Annotated in this window: 19 protein-coding genes; 9 read left to right on the top strand and 10 right to left on the bottom strand. The window is 50.4% G+C overall.

Going from position 1 to position 20,006, the window contains the following annotated elements:
• Positions 1 to 113 precede the first annotated feature (113 nt).
• Complete coding sequence (locus tag GKC03_08165) at positions 114 to 1,481, bottom strand: TrpB-like pyridoxal phosphate-dependent enzyme (protein NYT12502.1); 1,368 nt, start codon at positions 1,479 to 1,481, stop codon at positions 114 to 116.
• A 183-nt stretch (positions 1,482 to 1,664) separates the two neighbouring features.
• Here GKC03_08165 and GKC03_08160 point away from each other — a divergent pair, with 183 nt between their 5' ends.
• From GKC03_08160 to hisD, 3 genes are all read left to right on the top strand, one after another.
• The gene (locus GKC03_08160; GenBank protein ID NYT12501.1) at positions 1,665 to 2,483 is read left to right on the top strand and encodes a hypothetical protein; all 819 of its coding nucleotides are present in this window, start codon (positions 1,665 to 1,667) and stop codon (positions 2,481 to 2,483) included.
• 89 nt (positions 2,484 to 2,572) lie between these two features.
• Positions 2,573 to 2,806 carry a hypothetical protein gene (locus tag GKC03_08155; GenBank protein NYT12500.1) on the top strand — a complete coding sequence of 78 codons (234 nt, stop codon included), beginning with the start codon at positions 2,573 to 2,575 and terminating at the stop codon, positions 2,804 to 2,806.
• Positions 2,807 to 2,851: 45 nt separating this feature from the next.
• Complete coding sequence (gene hisD / locus GKC03_08150) at positions 2,852 to 4,102, top strand: histidinol dehydrogenase (GenBank protein ID NYT12499.1); 1,251 nt, start codon at positions 2,852 to 2,854, stop codon at positions 4,100 to 4,102.
• Positions 4,103 to 4,206: 104 nt separating this feature from the next.
• Here hisD and GKC03_08145 read toward each other — a convergent pair whose 3' ends face one another.
• On the bottom strand, positions 4,207 to 5,154 hold the full coding sequence (locus GKC03_08145) for a hypothetical protein (protein ID NYT12498.1): 948 nt from the start codon (positions 5,152 to 5,154) through the stop codon (positions 4,207 to 4,209).
• Positions 5,155 to 5,344: 190 nt separating this feature from the next.
• The gene (locus GKC03_08140) at positions 5,345 to 5,872 is read right to left on the bottom strand and encodes a GNAT family N-acetyltransferase (GenBank protein ID NYT12497.1); all 528 of its coding nucleotides are present in this window, start codon (positions 5,870 to 5,872) and stop codon (positions 5,345 to 5,347) included.
• 100 nt (positions 5,873 to 5,972) lie between these two features.
• Here GKC03_08140 and GKC03_08135 point away from each other — a divergent pair, with 100 nt between their 5' ends.
• Both GKC03_08135 and GKC03_08130 read left to right on the top strand, forming a co-directional pair.
• Positions 5,973 to 7,394, top strand: a complete 1,422-nt coding sequence (locus GKC03_08135) for a replication factor C large subunit (GenBank protein ID NYT12496.1) — start codon at positions 5,973 to 5,975, stop codon at positions 7,392 to 7,394.
• A gap of 8 nt (positions 7,395 to 7,402) precedes the next feature.
• Positions 7,403 to 8,329, top strand: a complete 927-nt coding sequence (locus GKC03_08130; protein ID NYT12495.1) for a 4-demethylwyosine synthase TYW1 — start codon at positions 7,403 to 7,405, stop codon at positions 8,327 to 8,329.
• On the opposite strand, the gene GKC03_08125 is transcribed toward GKC03_08130, so the two are convergent.
• The 3 genes from GKC03_08125 to GKC03_08115 all read right to left on the bottom strand — a co-directional run bounded on the left by GKC03_08125 (position 8,330) and on the right by GKC03_08115 (position 11,887).
• On the bottom strand, positions 8,330 to 10,240 hold the full coding sequence (locus tag GKC03_08125) for a beta-CASP ribonuclease aCPSF1 (GenBank protein NYT12494.1): 1,911 nt from the start codon (positions 10,238 to 10,240) through the stop codon (positions 8,330 to 8,332).
• A gap of 57 nt (positions 10,241 to 10,297) precedes the next feature.
• Entirely contained in the window at positions 10,298 to 10,954 is a 657-nt protein-coding gene (gene psmB / locus GKC03_08120; GenBank protein ID NYT12493.1) for an archaeal proteasome endopeptidase complex subunit beta, read from the bottom strand.
• A gap of 372 nt (positions 10,955 to 11,326) precedes the next feature.
• Entirely contained in the window at positions 11,327 to 11,887 is a 561-nt protein-coding gene (locus tag GKC03_08115) for a DUF2085 domain-containing protein (GenBank protein ID NYT12492.1), read from the bottom strand.
• Positions 11,888 to 11,999: 112 nt separating this feature from the next.
• Between GKC03_08115 and GKC03_08110 the strand changes: the two genes are divergently transcribed.
• Complete coding sequence (locus GKC03_08110; protein ID NYT12491.1) at positions 12,000 to 12,467, top strand: hypothetical protein; 468 nt, start codon at positions 12,000 to 12,002, stop codon at positions 12,465 to 12,467.
• A gap of 18 nt (positions 12,468 to 12,485) precedes the next feature.
• Here the strand turns inward: GKC03_08110 and GKC03_08105 are convergent, their stop codons facing one another.
• The 3 genes from GKC03_08105 to GKC03_08095 are packed head-to-tail and all read right to left on the bottom strand — an operon-like array spanning position 12,486 to position 16,423.
• A complete protein-coding gene (locus GKC03_08105) occupies positions 12,486 to 14,228 on the bottom strand; it encodes a hypothetical protein (protein NYT12490.1) in 1,743 nt (580 codons plus the stop codon).
• 19 nt (positions 14,229 to 14,247) lie between these two features.
• The gene (locus tag GKC03_08100) at positions 14,248 to 15,999 is read right to left on the bottom strand and encodes a type II/IV secretion system ATPase subunit (GenBank protein NYT12489.1); all 1,752 of its coding nucleotides are present in this window, start codon (positions 15,997 to 15,999) and stop codon (positions 14,248 to 14,250) included.
• Complete coding sequence (locus GKC03_08095; protein ID NYT12488.1) at positions 15,989 to 16,423, bottom strand: hypothetical protein; 435 nt, start codon at positions 16,421 to 16,423, stop codon at positions 15,989 to 15,991. The genes GKC03_08100 and GKC03_08095 overlap by 11 nt, the downstream gene beginning before the upstream one ends.
• A 240-nt stretch (positions 16,424 to 16,663) precedes the next feature.
• Between GKC03_08095 and GKC03_08090 the strand changes: the two genes are divergently transcribed.
• From GKC03_08090 to GKC03_08080, 3 genes are all read left to right on the top strand, one after another.
• Positions 16,664 to 18,589, top strand: a complete 1,926-nt coding sequence (locus tag GKC03_08090) for a peptidase (protein ID NYT12487.1) — start codon at positions 16,664 to 16,666, stop codon at positions 18,587 to 18,589.
• A gap of 70 nt (positions 18,590 to 18,659) precedes the next feature.
• Positions 18,660 to 19,145, top strand: a complete 486-nt coding sequence (locus tag GKC03_08085) for a hypothetical protein (protein NYT12486.1) — start codon at positions 18,660 to 18,662, stop codon at positions 19,143 to 19,145.
• 1 nt (position 19,146) lies between these two features.
• Complete coding sequence (locus GKC03_08080; protein ID NYT12485.1) at positions 19,147 to 19,632, top strand: hypothetical protein; 486 nt, start codon at positions 19,147 to 19,149, stop codon at positions 19,630 to 19,632.
• Positions 19,633 to 19,634: 2 nt separating this feature from the next.
• Here the strand turns inward: GKC03_08080 and GKC03_08075 are convergent, their stop codons facing one another.
• A complete protein-coding gene (locus GKC03_08075) occupies positions 19,635 to 20,003 on the bottom strand; it encodes a hypothetical protein (GenBank protein ID NYT12484.1) in 369 nt (122 codons plus the stop codon).
• Positions 20,004 to 20,006: the final 3 nt, after the last annotated feature.

Below are 20,006 nucleotides of genomic sequence, written 5' to 3'. Positions count from 1 at the left end.
AAAATTGCTGTTCATTCGTACTGATTAGAGGTTTGAGGGGAGCTTGAAAAGCCCCCCTCGAGGGATAGAGGGGGAAGGCGTTTAGGGGTGAAAACTATGGGTGCAGAACCTATTCATGCGCCTCCAGGAGGTATGATGCTCGAGGTTGCCTTCCTTATATCCTCTTCTGGCAACGCATAATCCACCAGCTTGCCGGAGAAGTATGCATCGTAAGAGGACATATCAAGGAAACCGTGTCCGGAGTTTGCAAAGAAGATTACTTTCTCCTCTCCAGTCTTCTTGCACCTAATGGCCTCGTCAATGGCTGCCCTTACGCAATGGGAGGTCTCTGGGGCTACAACGAAACCCTCCTGCCTCGCGAATAATACCGCTGCTTCGAAGCACTCCTTTTGTTGGAAGGAAGCGGCCTCTATGACATTCTCGTGCACTAATTTGCAGAGAAGGGGGGCGTCACCGTGATACCTGAGTCCGCCTGCATGTATGGGTGGTGGGACGAAGTCATGTCCAAGGGTGTACATCATCATCATGGGTGTCATCTTGCCAGTGTCTCCATGATCGTACATGTACGGGCCCTTGGTCAATGTCGGACAAGCAGAGGGCTCGCAGGCCACGATCTTGACATCCGGTCGGGAACCGTTCATCTTGTCCGCAGCGAAAGGAAACGCTGCACCTGCGAAGTTGCTTCCTCCGCCCACGCACCCATAGAGGGAGTCGGGATACTCATCGATCATCTCGAACTGCTTCTTCGCCTCCAATCCAATGATTGTCTGATGAAGCAGGACGTGATTGAGAACGCTTCCAAGCGAGTATTTCGTCTTCTCGTCGGTCAATGCATCCTCCATTGCCTCAGTAATTGCAATGCCTAGGCTTCCAGGAGTATCGGGATACTTCTCCAACATCATCCTTCCGAATTTTGTCTTGGTGCTGGGACTTGGTACGCAGGTGGCTCCCCAGGTCTGCATCAAACTCCTTCGATAGGGCTTCTGCTCGAAGCTGATGCGGACCATGTATACTCGACATCCCAGGCCAAACAGGGAAGTGCCAAAGGCCAAGGCCGATCCCCATTGACCCGCTCCGGTTTCTGTGGTCAGGGTCTCGATCCCTTCCTTCATATTGAAGTAGGCTTGAGCCACTGCCGTGTTGGGCTTGTGGCTGCCCGCTGGGCTCACTCCCTCCCACTTGTAGTATATCTTCGCTGGCGTCTTCAGGGCCTTTTCCAGCCTTTTGGCTCTGTACAAAGGGGAAGGTCTCCATATGCGATAGGCTTCCAAAACCTCTTCCGGAATGGGGATCCATCTATCCTGGCTCATCTCCTGCTTCAACAGCTCCATGGGAAAGAATGGAGCCAGGTCTTTCGGTCCAGCCACCTCACCATTGGGCATCAGGGGTGGGTCCAGCGGAGAGGGAAGGTCGGGTTGGATGTTGTACCAGTTCTTGGGAATATCCTCCTCGTCAAGGAAAATCTTGATTCTATCAACCATATTGCACTCCTCCCAATAAGGATGTACAATATATACAATAGAGTACTATATATTGCTTTGGTGTATAGAATAATACAATATTATCCTAGATACTATCCGCTCTTACCTACCTAATTCCCATTTATTGGGTGTCGGACGCAAAGATTATTGAATGAACTGATGATTTGCTTCAGAGGAAGGTACATGAGCTCCGAGGAACTCAAGAAGGATGAGAAGAAGAAAAGTGATCCCAAGGAATCATCCAAGAAACTTCAGGAATCCATAAATGATATGAACGAGGGTTCCAAATCGTTCTCCAAACTAAGACGGTTCGCGAAGGAGCTGTCCAAGTCCCTCGAGGAGCCCATAGCCTCAATGAACCTTTTGAACGAGATGAGACCCGCAAGGATCGGTCCTACCTTCATCATCGGTGCAAACGCTCAAACCGATAGATCTCCAGCGAGGACGTTGGATGAGTACTACCAGCTGGTTCGAAGATCAAAGGATGAGGACAGGACCCTTGAAGAGATAACCGGCAAGTCTAATCAAGAGATGAGGAATGAACTAGAGGAAGCCGTGGAATCAAGCATTGAGTCGGAGTTCAACTTCCTGGGCTACCGATTCCTGTACGAGCTTGAGAATTTCCTAAGGGACCTCATCCAGGAACGAGTCGTGATCCCTAATGAGAAGAATATAGGCAACTACGTTCCCAAGAACATCCTGGAGCAGTGCAATCTGAGAAGATCCACGGAGGAATCCTCCTCGTATACTTACGGATCCTACCGCTGGATTGATTACTCCGATTTCAACGACCTCAAGACGATCCTGGAGAAGGGTAAGAACCGCAAGTACTTCCAAGATGTCCTGAACGAAGAGCAGTTCAAGTGCGTTGTGTCTAAACTTCACGAGTTGGATCCTATACGAAAAAAGATCGCCCATTCCCGCTCTCTCACAAAAGAGGAATTCAACCGCCTCTCAATGTATTCTGAGGATATCGCTATAATGTTTAGAGAGAACAGCTGAGCGATCGCATTCCCATAACCGAAAAGTTAGGCAAACCATTATTGCAATCACCCTGGATGCCCGTTCACCAAAACACAGGAGGTAAGGCGTTGAAGGAGGATTTGAAATCAATCTTAATGACCGTAGTATCCACCCTGGTTCTGATTGTCGTTGGAATAATCTATTTCGCGATCACCCTCGCTATAATAGATGTTTCAGCCTGGGTCCTGCTTGGAGCAAACCTTGATGAAAACTGGACAGTACTCTCGGCCGCCATTGTAACACTGGGATCTATGCTTGGAGGGTCTCTAAGGCAGAGACCAGTATTGATGATGAAGCAGTGAGTGAAGTCCGTAAAGGTAATCTAGTCATTTGCCAATGGTGCAATCATGTGGGAGTCTCTCGACCCGGAGGGCTGGAGGACCTCAAAGAGAACCGACCTGAGCAACGTCCATGAATCCGTCGCTCAAATCATAGAGCGGGTGAGGATTGGTGGAGATGCCGCCCTTAAGGACATAACCTTGGAGCTTGATGGCGTTGACCTAGATGAAATCAGGGTGACTAAAGAGGAGCTCGAGGGTGCCTTCGATCTAGTCGATCCTGCGATTGTGAAAGCGCTGAACGACGCCTATTACAGAATATGCAGGTTCCATCGCATGCAGATGCCTCCCCCAGCCTGGTTTGGCGAGGCAGGACCGGGCATCATCCTCGGGATGAAGACCGAACCGCTTGGAAGGGTAGGGGCATACATACCAGGGGGTAGGGCATCCTACCCAAGCACTGTTCTTATGGCGACCGTGCCTGCGCGGGTAGCTGGTGTTCCTCAGATATGCTGCTGCACTCCTCCGCCTATTAATCCCATCACCTTGGTAGCCCTTTGCGTCGCTGGTGTACGAGAAGTGTACAGCCTGGGTGGAGCGCAGGCCATTGCTGCTATGGCACTGGGAACGGAGACTATTTCCCGTGTTCAGAAGGTGGTAGGCCCTGGCAACATCTACGTCACTGCGGCCAAGATGATACTTGAGAATATAGTCGATATCGATTTTCCTGCTGGTCCCAGCGAGATCGTTATTGTTGCTGATGATTCGGGATATCCAGATTTCATTGCGGCGGACATACTTGCCCAGTCTGAACACGATCCAAAGGCATCATGTGCCTTGGTGACGGTCGATCCCAAACTTCCAGAGCAGGTCTGGGAATGCATCGAGTCCAGGCTGGACTCCACCCCACGCAGGGAAATAATCGAAAAGGTCCTTGAAAACGCTGGATTCATAGTGGTTGATAGCGTATCGGCAGCTATCGAAGCATGCAATAAGATGGCACCCGAGCATGTCTCCATTCAGCTCAGGGATCCATGGCCCGCCGTGGATATGGTCAGGAACGCTGGAGCAGTGTTTGTCGGCAGATACTCTGCAGTTGCGTGCGGAGATTATGCATCGGGAACCAACCACATCCTGCCAACAGCGGGCTACCCAAGCGTAAAATCAGGACTGGATGTCGATCATTTCCTGAGAAGAACCTCTGTTCAGATGATCTCGAAAGAAGGTCTGGACCATATCGGAAACATGGTCGAAACACTGGCGAGAGCCGAAGGTCTTCACGAACACGCTAGATCCGTCGAACTGCGCAGGAAGGGCTGATATCTCCTCAAGGGAGCTAATCAGAAGGTCAATCCAGCACATGTATGTTTGAGAAGAAGGGTAATGCAAGGAAGAAAAAGGTGTTTGGAAGCCTCAGGAAGGCTTCAATCATTCCACTCTGCCCAGATGTCAACGTTACCGGTGGAGGTATGCAGGGAGATTGAAATGTTATCCTCAGCTGGGAAGTTGTTGGATTCCATGTGATTACCGTCTTTCAAAAATCCGATCTCTCGATGGATCTCCGTATCTCCCGTTCCCAGGCTCCAGTCTATCTCAGCGGATATGTCCCCACTGATATCGATATCTGCAGAGACGCTTCCTGTCTGAGTGGTGCTCGAAACTTCCAGATCATATCCCAAAGCCACGGTCTGCCGTCCTCTGAAATCAGTACTTCCAGTACTTGTCACGAGCGTTACAGTAATATCCTGGGTAAGAACGAGGTCTTCCCATTGCAGATAGACGGAACCGGTGTTCGTAGACATTTCAATGTCATTCCAAAGTGTCGTGCCAGTGTCGAGATATGCTTCCACGGAGCCAGTATTGGTGTTGAGTTGCATTCTTGTGATATTGATGTGCGGGTTCGTGGTCAAATTCACGCTGCCAGTGTTTGTCATGACGTCCAGATCGGCATTGAGCTCGTCGCTTATTACCACTTCAGCCTTTATGACCAGGAACTTGATCCCCTTGAATAAATCGGTTGGTTCAAGGTTGACATCGACGTCCAAGGTGTCCCCCGAGAAAACGTACTCGAAGGAAAGATTATAATCTCCTGGATCGTCGAAAATATTAATAGCTCCGTTCACCCAGACATCAAGGGTTAGGAACTTGTCCTCCAGATCATCAAAGGTCACTTCAATCGCCCCTATGTTTCCCACGAGATTCAAATCGATATTCTCCGCACCAGATTGTGAGGGTACTTCCCGGTACTCGTGAACGTCAACGGGCTTGAGAGGAATCACCAAGATCAACACCATGGCGGAAACCACAACGATGACTACGGCCACCACAACCACCAAAGCCAGGGTGGTCAAGCCTTGTTGAGAACTCCTCATTTTTTTCCTCCTAGCAATTTGTTAGAGAATAACCATTTCAAATATGTTGCCCAAACAACAAGCCCGCACACCTTGAAAAGGTGAGTATGAAAAGAATCCTTTGCGGGAACCAAGTTTGAGTCATGAACCGTCTAAGGTCGAATAAGATTTTCAGGCATAGATGAGAACTGACCTTCACCCCATATCGAAATCATTTCTCGTTGGATTCAGCTCTTGACCGAAGTGCCTTCCCCATATTGTACCCCTCGATCAGGAAACCCGATGACCTGTAGAGCGCGATCGCTTCTTTATTTCCCGTACCAACATTCAAGCCGATCCTATGAAGCCCCTCCTCAAGGGTCCATTCCTCTGCTATCTTCATCAAGGCCTTTCCCAATCCAATGCCTCTAAATTGTTCAGAGACAAATATCTGAAGAACCCAGCCTCTCATCTCCCCGGTGTATTGGAAGGGTAGGGCCACCATCCATAGGGCACCGGCCCTTTCTTCTCCCTCGGTCTTCGCGATCAGCAGCTCGTTCCTGATGGAGGGGTTATCCCAAAGCTTACCGGCCTCCAATATCGCCCTCTCCCTGACTATGACTGGATCCGCTTGGTAGCTCTCTGGAATGGATTTGATCATGCTCTCCGCTATCCCGTCCTTGATCCACTCCCAGTCCTCCTTTTCAACACCGGAAATCAGGAAACTACGCCCCCCGCACTCTATCCTCCTCTCATCCATGTTTGATGATGGTCTAAGATAATATTTATGTGATGTGAAGAACCGATTTTCAGGGGGGTAAGGGTCACTTATTTATTTCATAAATGGATAGAGACTGCTGATGGCGAGCGACTGGACCGAGCTATATCGACCTGACACTCTTGATGAGGTACATGGCAATCCCAAAGCCGTGAAGGATCTCAGAGACTGGGCCAGGCGATGGGAGGAGGGAAAGCCCGATAAGAAGGCCGTTGTCCTCATGGGCCCTCCGGGAGTGGGCAAGACCAGCGCCGCACTTGCCCTTGCGAATGAGTTTGGCTGGGGCGTGGTGGAAATGAACGCCTCGGATCAGAGAAACGCAGATGCCATCAAGAGGATTGCCCTCAGAGGTGCTTTGGCAGATACATTCACTGACGATGGGGAGTTCCTTTCTAGCCATCATGGATATAGAAAGCTCATCATATTGGACGAGGCGGATAACATCTTCGGCAGGGAGGACCGGGGGGGAATACCAGCAATCTCGGACCTGATCCAGAAGACCAAGCAGCCTGTGATTCTGATCGTTAACGATTTCTACGAGCTGAAGCGGAGGAGTTCGGCCATCGCTTCCCAGACCAAACAGATACGGTTCTCCAAAGTCAAGGCCAACACCATCGGGAAGGTTCTCGGTGGCATAGTCCAGAATGAAGGTCTGAAGATCTCACAGCGAGCTCTGGATATGATCGCTGACAATTCAAATGGAGATCTCCGGGCTGCGGTCAGGGACCTGCAGTCCTTGTCCATGGGCAGGAAGGAGGTCTCCGAGAAGGATGCCGCGACTCTCCAGAACAGGTTCGTATCCAAGACGATGTACGACCTCATGACCGAGATATTCAAGGGAAACGATCCGTTAAAGGCCCGAAGCATGATGATGGACGTGGACGAGACATTGGACAGCGTGAAACTCTGGGTCGAGGAGAACCTGCCCTACGAATACAAAGACCCAGAGGAACTGGTGAAAGGAATGGAGGCGCTTTGCCGCGCCGACCTATTTCTGGGAAGGGTCATCAGGAGACAATACTTTGGGTTCTGGTCCTACGCCTCGGACATGCTCAGTTTTGGAGTAGCGTCATCGAGGGACAAGCCTCACAGAGGCTACTCAAGGTTCCGCTTTCCAGGATACCTTATTAAGATGTCCCGTACCAAGGCCAGGCGTGCCGTGCAATCCAGCATCTCCGACAAGATCGGTATGAAAGCACACACCTCAAAATCGCGAGCAAGGGAGGACATCCTTCCCTACTTGAGTTGGCTATTCCAGAAGAACCGGGACTTCAGGATTGCATTATCCATCGATCTCGATCTCGAGCAGGAGGAGATGGCCTTCCTGCTGGGGGAGAAGGTAGACTCTCCCACCGTGAAGCACCTGATAGCCGAGATCGCCAAGGTCAAGGACGTCACCGAGAGGGGCGAGATTACCAGGCCAATAGATGAACCTTCTCCACCTCAGGAGCAAAGGCCCGAGCCAAGCGATGTGAGGTCCCAGAGAAACCTCTTCGAGTTCTAGGTGTTAGGATGAACGAGGGCCTCAAGAAGATATTGGAAAAACAGCAGTACCGCGTCTACGGCGATCATGCAGCTGTCAAACTCTGTCACTGGATGAGACAGTCACTTCTTCACGAGAGAAGCTGCTACAAACAAGACTTCTACGGCATAAGATCCCATAGATGCCTTCAGATGACTCCGGTGATAACCAAGTGCAACCAGCGTTGCCTTTTCTGCTGGCGGGTACAGGGTTTCGAATCAGAAGGTGGTGATTGGACCGATCCGGAGGAGATGCTTGATGCCCTGATCGAGCACCAGCGAACTCTTGTCTCGGGGTTCAAGGGTGATGCCCGATGCCCATTGGAGAAGTTCGAAGAGGCAAATGAGCCCAAGCACGTCGCAATCTCCCTGGCAGGAGAGCCAACGCTCTATCCTCGATTGGGGGAGCTGTTGGAGGTCTGTCACAGAAGAGGGCTGACCACATTCCTGGTGACAAACGGAACCCTACCCGAGGTCCTGGAGAATCTGGACCCGTTACCGAGGCAACTGTACGTCACGGTGGCTGCGCCGAACGAGGACATCTACAGGAAGCTGTGCGTTCCCCTTGTCCCAGATGGGTGGGAGAGGCTCAACCGTACCCTGGAGATCATGCCTTCCCTTAATGCGAGAACCGTGATAAGGCATACTCTGGTCAAGGGTTGGAACTTAGGCTGGGAAGAACAATATGCAATACTCGACGAGAAAGCGGAGCCCACTTTCGTGGAGCCCAAGGGGTTCGTGCTCGTGGGGGGCTCTAGAAGTCGATTGAACCTGACCAACATGCCATCCCACGCCAACATAGTGGAATTCTCAAGGAGATTGGGGACTCTCCTAGGAATAGAGATCCTCAAGCAAAAGGCGGACAGCAGGGTCGTGTTGCTCGGGAAGAGCGGTACCAGGACAGAGATCGAAGATTGATCACTTTAGCCTGATGGTCTCTAGGTTCATGGGTGCCCTGGTCTCTACGTTGAACTTCTTATACAGTGCGGAAGCGAGGTCCAAGCATTTGCTCTCCTCCCCATGACCGATGATGACTCTCTCGGGCCTGGGTTCAAGGGACGCAAAGTAGTTGATGAGCTGCCTCCTGTCTGAGTGACCTGAGAAACCATCGCAGGTATCTACGTTCATCTTGAACTTCACGGTCACTGGGTTGCCCCTCTCAGTGAGCGTTAGCTCGCTGTAACCTCTCTGAATGTTCCTTCCAAGAGTTCCCTCGGCTTGATATCCGACGAAAATCAGGGAGTTCTTAGGATTATCAGCCCAATTTTTGAGATACTCCAGAACCGGTCCACCATTCATCATTCCGCTGGTCGCCAGCACGATGCAGGGCTCAGGATCGTGTGATATCCTCTCTCTCATGTCAGAGCTGTCAACCCGGTTGAATATCTCGGACAGGAATGGATTCTGACCCATCTGGAATATCTGGGTCCTAAGCTGGCTGTTAAGATACTCGGGATACGCCGTATGTATTGCCGTGGCTTCCCAGATCATGCCATCCAGGTACACGGGGACCGTGGGAACCTTACCGGTTCGCATGAGTTCCTCCATCACCAGCATGACCTCCTGGGATCGCCCTACCGCGAATACTGGAATCAGCACCTTGCCCTGTTTGCTCAGTGTGCGTTCCAGGATGCTCTTGAGCTGATTAGCGGCTTCTCCCCTACTGGGTTGCATATCGTGGTGCGCCCCGTAGGTGGATTCGGTGATCAGTGTCTCCAGCCGTGGGAACTTGTTCGCAGTGGCATTGAACAGCCAGCTTCTCTCGAACTTCATGTCCCCGGTGAAGGCAATGTTGTACAGCCCATCACCGATATGGAAATGGCAAACTGCTGATCCAAGAATATGACCCGCATTCTGAAGAGTGAGCCTGATATCCGGTGTAATGTCCGTGGTCTCCCCGTACTTCAGGGGGATGCAATGGGAAACCATATCCCTGATGTGCGAAGACTCGTAGGGGCTCCTCCTGCCCTCTCCGAAGGATACTTTGATGTAATCCAGGGTGAGGAGTGACATCATATCCCGTGTCGGTGGTGTGCAGTATACCGGACCATCATATCCGTACTTGTAAAGGGCAGGCAGAAGCCCGCAATGATCGAGATGAGCATGAGTAATGACAACACAGTCTATGGAATCCAATGGCTGTATTTCGGGGGCGTTGAAATAAGGAGATCCGTTCTCATTGCTCGAGACGTCCACTCCACAGTCTATTAGTATCTTGCTTTCACGGGTTGAGAGCAGTGTTGCGCTCCTTCCGACTTCTCTATATCCACCTAGGGCAGTCACCCTTATCCAGGATTCTCCATCTATCCGGTGACGCATCAGCTTCCTTCCGACCTTCTTCAGGAACTCCTTCCTTTCTTCCTGGACCGTACGAAGATATTTCCTGATTTCCGAAACGGTCTTGGATGGGATGGGCGGTGCCCTCACCACCTTTGGAGCCCAGCCTATTTCCTTCTTGATCTCATTAAGAACGGAACCATGTTTTCCGATGACCAGACCGGGTGCGATGGCCTCGATAGTGACTTCTCCATTATCGTGCTCGAAATAAATGTCGGTGATCTGAGCATCCTCGGGAATAATATCCCGAAGCTTCTTTTCAACGGTCTCAGGATCTGCCAGCATTGATGGATCTGGCCTGATCGCCACTCTCTTTCGAAGTCCTTGGGCAAGCTGCCTTACGATATCGTTGTTCGAGGCGAACTTCTCCATATCCTGGGTATATATGACTACCACAGGACCCTCGAACTCTATTGATGTAATATCAACCTCAGAGGGCACGATCCGTTTTACCTGGTCACGTGCCTCTTCTAGAATTCTCTCTGCGCTCATGAACTATTCCCACTTGGTGTTTGAAATTGAATGTTTGGAGTTTGTGTAAGGAGAGGATCAGTCTACCTTCGGATAGTCCAAGCCCATCTTGTCTATCCTGGACTTTAGCTCGTCGTTGTCGAGCTCCCTGTAACCCTCCGGAGTGATGACGGCGACCGTTATTCCATCACCGGACGCGGCATCACGCTTCATTGCCGCACTAAGTGAGCGGATTGCGAGATCAATGCTACCATCGAGGGTAATGTCCTTCTTGTAATGATCCTCTAGGACCCCGTAAGCAAAAAGAGAACCTGATCCAACGGTCACATAATTGTCACGGATTGATCCTCCAGCTGCATCGACGCCATATACATGACCACCTGTTGCGTCAACTCCTCCCATTATAAGGCCGACATAGAAGTACCCAGCTGCGCCTCCTCCTCCTCTAAGAATATTGGAGAGCAACGTGGATGCAGCCTTTACGCTCATGGTAGAGCCCCTCTTTAGCTTGTAGAGCTCCACCTCGGCCTTCAAGTATCTAGCCAGGAGCTGTGCATCACCTACCAATCCAGCAGTGGTTAGCCCGAGATTATCGTCAATCTTGAAAACTTTACGAACTTCCTTGTGAGCAATGACGTTACCCATGGTGGCCCTGTGTTCTGTGGCCAGAACCACCGAGTCTCCTGAGACAATACCTATCGTGGTGGTTCCTTTCTTAATTTGTTCACTTACCATAATTTCACACCTTCCAAAATCGAGTAAAAGATGCAATTTGCACTCTCGGCGCTCTCACAAATGAAAGAGCGAATATATAATCTTTTTTATGATAAATACTTTCATTGCCAGCAATCCTGAGTCATCGAGATGCCTTAAATATTCTTTGACGGAGTTAGCACATAAAACTAATGTGCTCTAGATCGGATTGAAACACACTTTGATATCCTATTCAATACCCTTATATCGTGGAAGCACTTAATCTGGTAATGAGGCGGGTAGCGTATAAGTCCATTCCCGTTGTACGCACAAAAAAGTGTGCTCCGAAATTAAAAATTCGGGATGGCAGCGCGTCAGGACTCCAGTACCTGCCTGCCTCCCTCCTTTTCATCTCTACGAACGAGCCGATTCAGAATTCTCATCATATACGTCCAGGACTTGTCGAGCCAATCTTGACATGATGAGAGAGACTCCCGCCCCCGCGATTAGTCCTGTCATCAATCTGAGCATATTCGAGGACTCGTAATCGGTAAGTAACTGAAGGGATCCATCGATCCCCATTGGTACCAAGGTAAGGAGGAACAGTAATATGGATATCCTTATGTCAAGAAGGACAGCAAGAAGCATCCCTGCCACCAGGCCTATGAATATACCGAGATCCCTCGAGCAGAAAGGCATTTGATTGTCGTTCAAGAACAACGACCTTTCAGGGATTTGATGGCAGTACATGTCGCCTATCGTGTACATGACCCAAGCAAGAGGGTTCATCGAATCGATCTGCTCTCCGCTGTCTATCCCCCCCACTTTACCCGAGAGGTCCTGAACGCTGCCCCTGGGAAGTGATAGGGGGGCGACCAATATGAGTAGAAGCCAGATGGTGAAAATGATGAGCATGGTCACCTCAGCCTTTCTCGATCTTCTCAGTTCCGACCAGCTCGGTATAGGCATATACACCAAGGATGGCAGGAATGGACGCCTAAAGAACTTTCTGCTTCAACATATAAAGGAATTGCAAATTCGCCTCACCACCCCCAGGTATGGTTCTCCAAAGAGTTGAATATTGACAATGGAAATAAATAGGGGGCACAAGATAATGGAGCTGATGAGCCTTCCAGAGGAGATGGAGAGACTCAAGAAATTCCACGGTCACCTCGGACCCTGGGCTGTAGTTGGGTATCGAATGGGACAGACGGCTAGGAAAAAATTCGAAGGCAAGTTATGGGCTGTGGTGTACACCGGGACAAGGCCTCCTATGTCCTGCCTCATTGATGGTGTCCAATTCACCTCCTGCTGCACCATGGGAAAGGGGAACATCAAGATCAAGGATGACAACCTGGCCATGGGCATGTTCTATGACGAGAAGTTAATTCTAGAGATTCGCCTCAAGGATCAATGGAGGCGGAAGATCGATAGTGAGACCACCAAGGAGAACGAGGAAGAGATCTCCATGGAGGTATTCCAGGCCAAGGACGAGGACCTATTCAGGATGACCAAGGCTGAGTCCCTCGTCGAAGAGCGGATAGTCAAACTCTGATTCTTCTTCCATCAGTCCTCACGTCATCGAGAGCATACCGTTCATGCTTAACAGCGAGGTTAACACAAAGACTAGAAGCGAGAGTGGCGCTCTTGCTGCAAACTGCATGCCAACTTCCTTCCATCCTCCCTCGCCCATAAGAAATGTGGTGAAGTAGGTCACGATGAATCCCAGTTCCATCAGATAAATGCCGACGATCAGCGCGATTCCCTCCATCGACCCTAAGGGCTGGCCGGTCTGGGCCCCGATCACTCCAAACAAGGAGCTGGTAATTCCCAGGACGATTGGGGCAAAGAGCAAGGCTGTAGACCTCATCATGTCAATGACCCCCCTCAGCCTCTCTTCGACACGGGCTTCACCTCTTCTCAGGTCGTTAATGCTCTGAGCAAGATTTAGCGCAACCTTGCCCGCAGCCAGAGGATCCCTCTTGGCGGAGTCGGCAACGGAGTTCATTGCAGCCTCTAAAACCGATGATTCCACCCCTATGAGATCTGACCTGCCAACCAGAAGGGTGATGTCCTCTCTGGAAATTCTGGAGAGCTGGACTACCCTTTTAGCATATCTCGAGAAATGAGAACCATCCATGGAATTAGCCGCTTCTTCGAAGGCTACCTCGAAACTAGCTCCAGTCAGCATCCTGTTTCCAATCTGATAGAGAGCGTTGGCGAACTCCTTCTCCGTTCTTTTTTCTCTCCTAGTGCTCGTTCCCCCGCTTTTGGACCTCAGGAGTAGATACACTGAGGGTGGGAGGAATATGACCATCAGCAAGACGTACGAACCATGCATTCCAAGAGGAAGTATAGTCAAGAGAGTACCCATGAATACCCAGGAAACCGGGAGAAGGAGGATAGATGGATGAAATCCTACCTCTAGAACATCCATCACTCTGATGGGGTTCCTTTCCAGAATGGAACGCGCATAGAGGAAGCAGAATAAGGGAAATACCAGCAACATCAGTAGGGCGATGACCTCCTCACTCAACATCTCTCCACTTGTCAATTGAAGGGAGGAGGTGGCCATGCTCCCCATTGACAGGAGAGGGAGAAGGGCGAAAAGCATCACGGGCATTATTATTCCGATGGAGAATAAGACCATAGTGGGAACCGTGAGTGAGGATGCGTAGCGATCTACAGCCTCCTTCAAGCTTTCTAGTATTATCTGATTGGCCTTATCAAGAAGTCGCTCCAGACCGTCCTTCGTCCTTTCGAAGTTGGCGGAGACCACAAGGTGCAGAGCCTGCCTGAGGCCATCGTTGGAATCGGAAAGCCTGGAATTGAAGGAGAGCATTGCCGAGATCATGTCCCCTTCACGCCTTGTGAGAACGCTCCATAGAAGTTCTCTGAGTTTCCAAGAGAGCACTCCTCCCCCTCTTTGAGAGGCAAAGATGACCGCCATTTCCAGATTGGGGCGTGCCTGCATGCTCATCGTGATGCTCGCGATCATTCTCGGGGATTCTGCGGTCATTACCTTCTCCTCATTGTGTGCTAGACCCTTCGGGGCGTTTGAGATCAAAGCAGCCGCGATAGGGGGAGAGAGTAGCATGGGAAACATGAGTGTCAGATCGAAGCCAATCATTGAATCAATGATCAGAATCCCTAGGGATATGCTCATCATGAGGATGAACAGCCCCCAAGAGGCTCCCATGATATTTGACCAGTTCAGGTTCTTTGATTCAAGCCACCTTTCTACACGGGGGTCCTTCTTGGGCAAGAACGCCCTCTGGAAGAAGGATGGGGCTATGAACCAAGCGAGATTATTCACCAGCCACAGGTAGGTATCTTCATAGGATATCTTCAGCGCCCACCCTCCTGACCAACCATTCGTTAAAGTTAGCCTCGATCATCTCTGGGGTGGAATCTGGATAGGTCATCTCCTTCCAAAGGAACTCGTTACACCTGCAAAGCCAGAGGGGCGATAGGAATTCCGGGCCCCTCTTGGAGGCTATGTTGACAAGCCTATCCCGGATCCTTGTCCTCATCATGATGTTCTCCAGGGATTGCTCTTCTTCGATCCCCCATGATTCAGAGATCCTTCTCATAGTATCGGAGCCTTTTAGATTCAGCTCCATCCTACCATCGATCAGATCATACCTTCCCAAAGTGTTGAACTCCCCTGGTCCTCTATCTTTGGCGAGTTCAGCTATCTCCATCACACATCTGATCTGACGCTGTGCGCCGTGAGGTCTGAGGAGACCCATGGTGACTATTACGTCCGTGGCTCCAAAGGCCTCTGGAGCTATCCCCATATCGTGCACCACCCTTTCGAATACAGATCTGGCTGAGTCACCGTGAATGGTACCGAGAACCGATGATCCAGCCCTACCGGTTCTCATTCCTTCGTAGAGGGTCTGGGCTTCCTTTCCACGCACCTCACCCAATATGATCGCGGATTCGCCCAATCTCAGAGATACCCTGAGGGCTTCCTCGGTCTTCAGCTCCATTCGCTCACCCATGCCATGTTCGACCACCAAAGATTGAACATTGAACCCCATCTCCTGCATTTGTTTGACAGGAAGCTCAGCTGTGTCCTCAATAGTGAGTATCCTCTGTGAAAGCGGAAATTCGAAGAGCATAGCGCTGAGCAGGGATGATTTTCCAGAACCTCTTGCCCCAGCGATTAGTACTGTCGAACAGCCGTCCATGAGGAAAGACAGAAGACCTGCTGTCGTTGAATCGAGAGTCCCGTTCTCCACCATCCTGGGCAGCGTCCAAGGGATCCTGGATCGTCTCCTCAGAGCCACCGCTATCCCAGCGGGACTGAGAGGAGGAGCTACCAATGTGGCCCTGGTTTGAAAATTAGGAATGTCCGTTTCCATAACTGGGAACGCCTGTGAGAATGGTTTCCCACTCATCTGTCTGAGCCGGGAAGCAAGCCCCTGGATCTCCGAATCAGAGGCCACAATGTTGGTCGGACACCTGAGCACGGAGGTATCATCACCCACACCACCTAGGCTCACATGTATATGGTTCAGGCTACAGGGAGCATCGATGAAGATATCCTCTATCCTATCGTCAGAGAGCAGAACCTCAAGGAGACCAAAGCCAACTGTATATCGACCCACCACCTCTGAAAGGTTCGTTAGAATCTCCATCCTTTCCATAGGATTTCGGGACGCTCCGATGCTATTCGATTCGATCAGGTTGCCCAGTACCTCTCTGGTCCTGGACACAACAAGATACCTGAGCTCATCCATGGATGCTCCCAATCTATCCGGTGGTTTTCTGAAAATGTCGTCGACGGCTAGCCTGAGCATACCCATCCATTCATCAGGAACATTATATTCCCAGGGCACCAAATGATAAAGGAATCTTGTCCCACCAGATAACGACAATATGCTGACCTCGGCGCCCTTAACACAATAGCTTTCGACCACCTCGGCCCCAATGGGCATGGGTGGAGAAATCCAGCAACTGGAAAAGAAGGGACGTTTTCTTGAACCATTGCTGATAAGCTGCTCCATCCCCCTAATCACCGGGAGTGGGGACCTAAAGGACTTGCGACCCGTTGGCTTGATCACGATCCTAGTTCCCATCTCCTGCCTCCACCACCATGTAGGCACTTCTAGCCACATACTTCCTTAATTCTTCAATCGCGAAATCAATCTGCAGCAGTTTGGATCTCGAACGGTCGACACATTCCTTGCAAGCGCTCTGGTGCTTCGCCGATTGAACTTGAAAAGAAGACAACTGTTCAGCATTAGGGACTATGGGAAGTCTATCAACCAGTTGTCCGAAGAATCTCTCAGGGGAGAGAACGCATCCCTTACAATCCTGAAACATGGTGGACGTCCTAGCAAGTTCCTGGCAGAATCGTACCACCGAAGCAAGGGAGCACATCGCACGAACGCAATCACCACCATAGCTCACCTCCCAGTTTCCAGATAGTATCAGACTGTCAACTCTAGCCCCGGAAGAAAGCACCCTCAACACGGATCGGAAGCAATGGTCATCATTCAAACCCTGCCCCCCAGAGCAGGAGTGACAATCAATGATCAATTCTCCATCATCCCGGGTATGATGGCAATTCGTGTAAGAATATGATCCTCTTGAATTGATTGGGGCGATTCTCTTTTTATGCAATATCCTCATCTTTCTCCCGTACCCCTTTCATCGGGAGGAGATAAGCAGGTTGCGACTAATTGCAGACTAACCATTCCTCGACACCACTTAAATATCATCCATTTCGTTGACCAGACCATGGATATCCTAGCCCCCGTTGGCTCCATGGAATCACTGAAAGCTGCAATACTAGGAGGAGCTGACGCTGTTTACCTCGGTGGAAAGGAATTCGGGGCGAGGAGACTTGCCAGCAACTTCACGGACCCTCAACTGAGAGGGGCCGTTCTTTATGCTCATGACAGGGGTGTCAAGGTCCATGTTACCGCCAACATCCTTATTAAAGAGGACGAACTGGGTAGAGCTCTTTCCTTCATCGAGTTCTTGGATTCCATCGAGGTTGAAGCTGCCATCATTCAGGATCGCGGACTTCTCAATCTTATCAGGGACAGGTGCTCCCTTCCATTGCACGCCTCGACTCAGATGGGCATCCACAGCCCGGAAGGGGCAAGGTGGGCTGCGGACAACGGGATTTCCCGAGTGATATTGGCCAGAGAACTCGGCCTTGAAGAGATATCGGCTATCAAACGTGCCGTTGATATCGAAATCGAGGTGTTCATCCATGGTGCCCTGTGCTACTCAGTCTCCGGTCAATGTCTCTTTTCAAGCATGGTGGGGGGCAGAAGCGGAAATCGTGGATTGTGTGCTCAACCATGCAGAATGCATTACACCCTTGGGGGTGAGGAAGGTTACCTGCTGAGTACCGCTGATCTGTTCGGAGTGGAATCCATTCCCAAACTAATGGAGATGGGTATCAACTGCGTGAAGATAGAGGGAAGGATGAGGAGCCCGGTTTACACCTACCTGGCCTCACTTGTTTACAAGAACGCAGTGAAGAGGGCAGCTGAGGGCGATTCTGATATCATCACTCAACGGGAGAAAGAGCTTTTAGAAGTGGCTTTCAACAGGGGATTCACCCGGGGATACCTGGAATGCGATGAAGTCATGCAGAAACGATATCCTAACTCCAGGGGAAGACCGCTGGGCAATGCAATTATGGCGTTTGGGCGATTGAAAATTGCCGATCAAGGTCTAGAGGTTGGAGACGGGATCACTTTGTACAGGGCCAACCAGAAGGTAGGGGGCTTTGACATTGACGAGTTCAAGAGTGAAGGTCAGGTCACCTCCCTTACGCCTCCATTCACACTGGACGATGGTAATTACCTCGCGTTCAAAACCAAGGACCGGGATTTCGATTCCATATTCCAGATTATATCCTCAATTCAGGTTCCAGAAATCGATGGGAAGAGGGAAGAAGTGGACATCGAACTCGAAGAGAAAGAAAGGCATTCCAAGACCCCTATGATCTCTTGTTACATATCATCGACCCGGACCCTGGAGAGCGTGCTTCCTTTCGCGGACAGGGTATACTTCGACCTGAATCCCAGAATGGATGAAGCAAGGATCATGTGCATTGATCAGGGAATCGAGTTTGTCCCTTTGCTACCTAGGATCTCAACTCAGATCCCTAGGATCGATGCGGATGAGGTCATGGTCTGCACCCTTGGACAACTCCAAGAGTATCATGACCGAGAATTGTTCGGACATTACTCACTGAACTTCTTCAACAGCATGACCATTCCCGATTTGCATCAGTACACGCTCTCGGTTGAGCTTTCGAGAGACGAGATGAGGGATGTCCTCCAGCATTATTCGGGGAGGTTGGAGGCGATGGCCTTCGGGAGGGTTGAATTGATGGTGACGAGAGATCCAAGCATCAGGGAGGGTGTTCTCGTGGATGATGCTGGACGGAAGTTCCCCGTTTACCGGGACCGTTGGGGATACGCTCATATCATGAACTGCGCTGATCTTCTGCTCCTGGACTACATGGATGAGCTCCAGGCGATGGGATTGGACTCCATCGGGTTGGACTTGAGACGCCGGGATCCAGGATTGTGCGAGAATGTTGCCAGAGCTTTCAAGGAAAATGACCTCAAGAGGAAAGGGAGGATCAAGAGAAAGTGTGGAAAGGTGACAGCTGGTCACTTCCTCCGTGGAGTAACTTGAATCCTGACATATCCTGTGAAATCTACCTGTAGTGAACTGCATATTTAATCGATAGTCTATCGGGACTCTGATGAGGATCGCCTTCAAGCCAAAGGGAAATGAACCCCGTTGCAGGATAACGACTCCAAATCCTCTCGCTCAAGACAAAAAGGGCATCGGGGGATTCATAGAGAGCATCTTAGCGATCATGATTGTTACTTCTGGATTGCTAATTTTGACATTATCATTCTATATCATAGCAATCGATGATGTAGCGGATTCTGAATTGGATAGCCGATGTCAGGAATTGATGAACCTAGTTTTGGACGACAGCTCTCTCCTAATAGACGAGGGGGTGATAGAACACTCCGCCCTAGCGCACATCAACTTATCAAAGATTGACATCGAAAATGAATTCAAGCTGGTGATCAACGAACTCTCCCCTGAATCCACGATTGTTCTGGGAGAGAATGGATCGTATATTGAGGGGGAGAGATGCTGTCTATCGATGCCGATCAATGTTTACCACTCCCCCAAGGATGTGCGACCCGCTTTGCTGAGAGTTTGGACGTGGTGACATGCCAGGTAAGCGAGGTCAAGCAGCCCTTCTTGATGCTATGATATTCCTCACGGTTGCGGCAATTGTCTCAGTTTCACTGGTAGCAGTGACTTCGAATCGATATCAGGATCAAGAGGTGGACCTCAGAGACTATGTGGACAGGGCACATGAGGTCGTTCTCAGGACCACTGTACAGATGACGAGTTCAGGAGAGTATGAGAACACATGGATCACTGTCAGCGATTTTGCCATTGCATATTTCCTGGCTTTGAACAGGGGAGAGGATCTCAATTCATACGAGCGAGAAATAAAAGAAATAGCAGAAATGATTGAGGGGTTGATTCCTTCCTGGACCAACTTCGCCTGGAGGGTCATTCTTGGATCCGATGAGCTTCTAATCGGAGATGTTCCAATCAATGCAGAATGTGTGTGGCCTTCCTCCCTTTACAGTGAGATGCCGATCCTGGGAGGGGAACTACAATTCAAACTTGAGATATGGAGATGAACCTATAGGAGCTGCTCAAGTTTCTTCATTCTTATCTGTTCAACCTTCTGCTCTGCACGCCTCGAGGTCTCCTTCAGATCGAAGTATCCGAACACTACCGAGGCACCGATCAGCGCGAAGATGATGATGGTCAACGCCTCGATTCCCAGGGACTGAACAAACTCTCCCAAAGAACCAGTGAGACTGTCGGCGAAAAGGTAGATGCCAATGAAGACCGCCGCCACCGCATCGAGCAAGTACATCATGTAACCATAGATCGTTCGGTTCACCTCGATTACGGTGCACTTCCCCCTGCAAATCTCGCACTTATTCCGTGCATACCAATTCCTGGGACGGAGTTTATCGCATTCCGGGCAGTAGCAGTACCTCATTTT

It is taken from the genome of Methanomassiliicoccales archaeon (assembly GCA_013415695.1).
Taxonomy (GTDB): Archaea; Thermoplasmatota; Thermoplasmata; order Methanomassiliicoccales; family JAAEEP01; genus JAAEEP01.
The sequence above is the reverse complement of the archived record's forward strand: the minus strand, read 5'-3'. Positions and strand labels throughout refer to the sequence as shown.